At 29.0% G+C, this 5,741-nt stretch carries 7 protein-coding genes; all 7 read left to right on the top strand.

Annotated features, from left to right (window positions below; all coding sequences use genetic code 11):
* The first annotated feature begins 110 nt into the window (after positions 1–110).
* A complete protein-coding gene (locus tag Q0V15_RS11410; RefSeq protein WP_297439102.1) occupies positions 111–1,484 on the top strand; it encodes an aldehyde dehydrogenase in 1,374 nt (457 codons plus the stop codon).
* Positions 1,485–1,581: 97 nt separating this feature from the next.
* The gene (locus tag Q0V15_RS11405) at positions 1,582–2,289 is read left to right on the top strand and encodes a GntR family transcriptional regulator (RefSeq protein ID WP_297439100.1); all 708 of its coding nucleotides are present in this window, start codon (positions 1,582–1,584) and stop codon (positions 2,287–2,289) included.
* A gap of 165 nt (positions 2,290–2,454) precedes the next feature.
* Entirely contained in the window at positions 2,455–3,522 is a 1,068-nt protein-coding gene (locus Q0V15_RS11400; RefSeq protein ID WP_297439098.1) for a mannose-1-phosphate guanylyltransferase, read from the top strand.
* 155 nt (positions 3,523–3,677) lie between these two features.
* Positions 3,678–4,274, top strand: a complete 597-nt coding sequence (locus Q0V15_RS11395) for a DUF3867 family protein (protein ID WP_297439096.1) — start codon at positions 3,678–3,680, stop codon at positions 4,272–4,274.
* A gap of 42 nt (positions 4,275–4,316) precedes the next feature.
* Positions 4,317–4,910, top strand: coding sequence for a zinc dependent phospholipase C family protein (locus Q0V15_RS11390; protein WP_297439094.1), 594 nt, complete (start codon positions 4,317–4,319; stop codon positions 4,908–4,910).
* Between the two features lie 143 nt (positions 4,911–5,053).
* Positions 5,054–5,425 carry a metalloregulator ArsR/SmtB family transcription factor gene (locus Q0V15_RS11385; RefSeq protein WP_297439092.1) on the top strand — a complete coding sequence of 124 codons (372 nt, stop codon included), beginning with the start codon at positions 5,054–5,056 and terminating at the stop codon, positions 5,423–5,425.
* Positions 5,426–5,439: 14 nt separating this feature from the next.
* On the top strand, positions 5,440–5,741 hold a 302-nt coding region (locus tag Q0V15_RS11380), incomplete at its 3' end, for a cation transporter (RefSeq protein WP_297439090.1).

Below are 5,741 nucleotides of genomic sequence, written 5' to 3'. Positions count from 1 at the left end.
TAAATACCAAACTACGTTAAAAGAATCTACGCCCCTTGTGGGTGTAGTAGTTCAAATAGATTTGTATAGTGTTATAATTGAAGAAAGAAAATTTTGGAAGAGGTGAGTTTATGTCTTTTAATAAGGAAATTTTTGATAAACAAAAATCATTTTTTAGAAGTGGTAGAACTTTAGATATAAATTTTAGAATAGAACAACTTAAGAAACTTAAAGAAGTTATTAAGTCTAAAGAAGAGCAGATTTTGAATGCTTTAAATGAAGACTTAAGAAAATCTAGGTTTGAGGGTTATATTACTGAAATATCTATGGTGTATGAAGAAATAAATCTAAGTATTAGAGGTCTTAGAGGGTGGAGTAGAAATAAGAGAGTTAAAAGTCCTATAACAGTGTTTCCAGCAAGAAGTTATATTCATTTTGAGCCTTTTGGAACAGCACTTATAATTGGGCCTTTTAATTATCCATTTCAACTTAATTTATCACCACTTGTTGGAGCAATAAGTGCAGGGAATACAGCTATGATAAAACCTTCTGAAGCAACTATGGCAACATCAAATATAATAAAAGATATTATAGATGAAGCCTTTGATATGAAGTATATAGCTTATATAGACCCGACTGATGGGATAAAAGTTATGCAGGAAATTTTAGATTTTGACTATGATTATATTTTCTTTACAGGAAGTATTAAAGTAGGGAAAATAGTTATGAGGGCTGCAGCTGAAAAATTAACACCTGTTACTTTGGAACTTGGTGGAAAAAGTCCTTGTATTGTTGATGAAGATGCAAAAATAGGGCTTGCAGCAAGGCGAATTGTTTGGGGAAAACTTTTAAATTGTGGGCAGACTTGTGTTGCACCTGATTATATTTATGTTCATAAAAGTATTAAAGATAAGTTTTTAGTAGCTTTAAAGGATGAAATTATAACTCAGTATGGAGATGATGTGCAAAAGTCACCAGACTATGTAAGAATGGTTAATGAAAGAGAATTTGATAGAGTTCTTTCTTACATTAATAATGAAAAAATATATTTTGGTGGTAAATCAGATAAGTCAGATTTATATATTGAACCAACTATACTTGATGGAGTAACTTTTGAAGATGATGTAATGGGCGGAGAGATTTTTGGACCTATAATGCCAATTATAGAGTTTGATAATCTTGATATGATTATTGATGAAATTAATTCAAAAGACAAGCCACTTGCACTTTATTATTTTTCACAAGATAGAAGAAAGCTTAAAAAAGTTTTAAAATTTACAACTTCAGGTGGAGTTACTTTAAATGACACAGTTATGCATGTATCATCACCATATCTACCTTTTGGTGGAATTGGAACAAGTGGAATGGGACAGTATCATGGTGAGGAAAGTTTCCTTGCGTTTTCAAATAGAAAGGCTGTTTTAGATAGGGCAACATGGCTTGATATGCCAATTAGGTATGCTCCATTTAAAAATAAGCTTTCATGGGTGAAAAAAATATTATAGTTGTGTTAAATTTAAGGAAAATTGGTAGACAATGTCAAAATATGTAGATACAATTAAATATATAAGATTATTAAGTTTAGATTAGTGAGGGGATAATATGTCAAAAGCATTAAAAATAGCATCAGACCTTGAAAGAAAAATACATAAAGGTGTTTATACAGAAGGTGATAAACTTCCAACAGAAATGCAACTTTGTGATATGTATGACGTTAGTAGAATGACTATAAGAAAAGCACTTGAAAAACTTATAGAACATGGATGGCTTTATAGAATACAAGGTAGTGGAAATTATGTAAAAAGAGATGTTAGTAGAAAAAGTTACTCAGGGGATACAAAAACTTTTGGACTTACACAATATTTGAATGATAAAAGTATTGAAAGTAAAATGATAAGGTTTGATGTACTACTAGCTGATAAAGATTTAGCAAATAAATTATATTGTAAACTTGGAGATATGATTTATTATGTTGAAAGAATTAGAATAGTAAATGGTGAGCCATATGTACTTGAAAAAAGTTTCTTTTTAGAAAAATATGTTAGAGGACTTAATGAAGAAATAATAAAAGCATCTATATATAGTTATGTTGAAAATGAGCTTGGGTATAAAATTCAGCAGTCAACAGATGATATAAGAGCAAGAATTGCAACAGAGGAAGAAGCAGAACTTTTAGAATGTCCTGTAGGATCAGCACTTTTAACTAATGAATCTACTGTTTATCTTGATAATGGTCAAATATTTGAGTATTCAAAAGATATGCATAGAGGCGATAAAGCTAACTTTATAGTTGTAAGAAATAAATATTAAAATATAGATAGTGATTACTTAAGTGGTAGTCACTATTTTTTTAGGTTAAGTTACAAGAATTTTATTTAGTTAAGAAAAAATTTGCTAAATTGTTATAAAAATAGCACACAGTAAAAAACTCATTCATAGAATAATGTATAGCAAGTTATGGAGTTGAAGGCACAAATGCTTTATTCATTAATATTAGCAGGTGGAAAAGGAACAAGGCTATATCCCCTTTCAAGAGGGCAAGAACCTAAACAATTTTTGAAAGTAGCCAACGATAAGAGCTTTTTGGTTAATACTGTGGACAGAATCAGTCCCCTTATTCCTAGTGAGAATACTTTTGTTATTACCAATAAAGACTATGAGGAAAGAGTAAAACAGGAACTTCCTGAACTTAATCCAGAAAATATTTTTGTAGAACCTGCGAATAAAGAAACAGCGACGTGTATAGGTCTAGCTGCAGTTAAACTTATGAAAAAGGATAAGGATGCAGTTATGGTAGTATTACCTTCAGACCATTATATTGAAAATAATAAAAGTTATATTGAAACATTAAAACAAGCTGTTGTAATTGTTGAGAGACGAAATGCAATAGTTACGATTGGAATAGAACCTACAAGACCAGAAATGGGATATGGCTATATTGAGATGGGAACAAGAGTATCAGGTAATATACCAAGTTACAAGGTAAATAGATTTACAGAAAAGCCTAATCTTGAAGTAGCAAAAGACTTTATATTAAAAGGAACTTATTTGTGGAATAGTGGTATGTTTGTTATGAAAGCAGATACTATAATTAAAGAGATAGAGAGATATATACCAAAACTTGGAGCTAGTCTTAGAGCTATTCGTGATGCAATTGGAACTGAGGAAGAAGAAGCAGTTACAAAAAGGCAGTATTCTTTAGTTGATGGAATATCAATAGATTTTGGTATAATGCAAAGAACAAGAAGAGCTATAGTTATTAAGTGTGATTTTTCTTGGGATGATATAGGAAGTTTTACAGCCCTTAGTAGATTTTTAAAAACAGAAGATAGTAACGCGGTTAGTGAAGAAGTTTACTTAGAGGAGTCAAAGAACTGCTGTATATTTGGTGGTAAAAGGCTCATCATAGGATTTGGACTAAAAGATCTTGTCATAGTAGATACTGGGGATGTACTTCTCGTTATGGATAAAAATAGAGATCAAGAAATAAAACATTTAATAGGTAAAATAGCAGATAAGAAAGAATATAAAGATTATTTGTAGAACTTGTAGGAAAAGGGCTGTTTATCAGTCTTTTTCCTTTTTTTTGATAAAAGTTTAAAAAAGAAATTGTTTGTAAATAATAGAGAGAGAAATAAAAATAAAACTATGCTAGAATAGTAGATAACAATATTATTTGATTAAGTGGAGGGGTTTTCATGGACGATAAAATAGTAGATTTCAGTAAATTAAAAGAAAAAGTTAGAGATAAGGATATAAATGAGTTTGAAACATATATTTATGACCTTTATTATAAAATGGCTGATGGTAAAATGAATATGATGCAAATGATACAAGAGATTGGTGTTTATATGAAAGAGCATAATGTTTCACAAGAAAAACTTATGAATATACAAAAAGAGATGCTTGCTAGATATGGTATGAATATGGATGATTTAGCTGGACAAATGCAGAATATGGACCCTAGTATACTTAAAAATATGGGAGTAAATCCTAGTATGTTTAAGGGTGAATCAATGAACGAAAGTTATGAAGATTTAAGAAAAGTTATGAGCTTTGAAGAAAAGTATAAAGCTAAAATTGGTAAAACTTCAGTAACAACTTATAAAATAAAAAATAATATAAACGATATAGAAATTAATTTAGATGGTAATACTGTACTTATAAAGAGTAATAAAGAGATCAGTCTTCAAGATAATGAATTGAATGAGTTCCTTTGTTCTTACAAAAAGACTTTAAAAGAAGAAAGTATAAATATTGAGCTATGTTCAAATGTTCTTAATTATATATATTAGAAGATGCTCTTTAAATAAAAAAAGAGTGGAGATGCTTTAAATATGATGGCTAATACACACCTTATGATTGCTAGGAATATATATTATAACCTAGATGATATATTAAAAGAAAAGGTTAGCTACAATAATTTTTTGTATGGAAATGTAAAACCAGATTTGGTATCAAAATATAAATTAAAGAAACATTATATGGATGAATCATTAGAAATGGTAGTAAATAAAATAAAAGTTTTAAGTGCATTATCATATAATGAGCTAAATAAAAAAGCTGCTATTGTTAGGTTTAGTCAAGAAGTTGGTGTGATATGTCACTTTTTATGTGATTTTTTCTGTGTTCCTCATAGTGAAAGATGGGAATTTAAACATAGTATGAGTAAGCATATAAAGTATGAGAAAGAACTTGCAGCATTTGCTAAAAGTTTTAATTTATCAGACAAAAGTATAAAAGTATTTGGATATCATAATATCCAAGAATTTATACTTAGAAATCATAAAATGTATTGTAATGTGCAAAGTTATGAAAATGATTTGATATTTGCAACATACATGTGTAATAGCATGGTTGGATATATCATGGATTCAATACAGTTTAATAGCTGTATTTCAGATACAATACTTGATAGAAAATACTATTAAAATAAACAGGTGCTAGAAATAGCACCTGTTTATTTTTATTTGTTAAAAATTTGAAAAAATATTGACATTATTATATCAAGATGCATATAATGAATATATGAACATATGAGCAATCGTTCATATGAGGAATTGGAGGAATAGAAATGAGTAATGATAAAACAGATAAATGCATAGAAAAATGTGAGGAAAATGCAATTCATAGTGATGTAGTTTCACATGTTAGATCAAAACTTCCAAAGGAAGAAACGCTATATGATTTAGCAGAACTATTCAAAGTATTTGGGGATAGCACAAGAATTAAGATACTATGTTCTTTATTTGAAGCTGAAATGTGTGTTTGTGATATAGCAACAACACTAGGAATGAGCCAATCAGCAGTATCACATCAACTAAGAGTTCTTAAAAATGCTAAGCTTGTAAAGTTTAGAAGAGATGGGAAAGTTGTATATTACTCACTTGATGATGAACATGTAAAGCATATATTTGATGAAGGGTTACATCATATAACAGAATAAGGAGGTATTAAGGGATGAAAATTACTTTAGAAAATTTAAATTGTGCAGGATGTGCAGGGAAAATTGAAGATAGAACAGGAAAACTTGAAGAGGTAAAAGAAGTAGGTCTTAATTTTTCTACAAAAGTTTTAGCTATTGAATTAAAAAATAGTAATGATGATGTTAAGGTTTATGAAAAAGTTAAAGATATTGTATTTAAATTAGAACCAGATGTTGTAGTTAATTATGAGGGGATAAAGTTAGAAACTTTTAAATTAGAACTTAAGGATTTAAATTGTGCAGGGTGCGCAGGGAAAATTGAAGAAAAAACTAATAA

Source organism: uncultured Clostridium sp., from assembly GCF_947036855.1.
Lineage (GTDB): Bacteria > Bacillota > Clostridia > Clostridiales > Clostridiaceae > Sarcina.
Note: the sequence above shows the minus strand (reverse complement) of the source record. Positions and strands in the feature narration are given on the sequence as shown.

Excerpts from the sequence above, each read along its gene's own strand:
- Q0V15_RS11410 (WP_297439102.1), top strand. The coding sequence starts at position 111 with ATGTCTTTTAATAAGGAAATTTTTGATAAACAAAAATCATTTTTTAGA.
- Q0V15_RS11405 (WP_297439100.1), top strand. The coding sequence starts at position 1,582 with ATGTCAAAAGCATTAAAAATAGCATCAGACCTTGAAAGAAAAATACAT.
- Q0V15_RS11400 (WP_297439098.1), top strand. The coding sequence starts at position 2,455 with ATGCTTTATTCATTAATATTAGCAGGTGGAAAAGGAACAAGGCTATAT.
- Q0V15_RS11395 (WP_297439096.1), top strand. The coding sequence starts at position 3,678 with ATGGACGATAAAATAGTAGATTTCAGTAAATTAAAAGAAAAAGTTAGA.
- Q0V15_RS11390 (WP_297439094.1), top strand. The coding sequence starts at position 4,317 with ATGATGGCTAATACACACCTTATGATTGCTAGGAATATATATTATAAC.
- Q0V15_RS11385 (WP_297439092.1), top strand. The coding sequence starts at position 5,054 with ATGAGTAATGATAAAACAGATAAATGCATAGAAAAATGTGAGGAAAAT.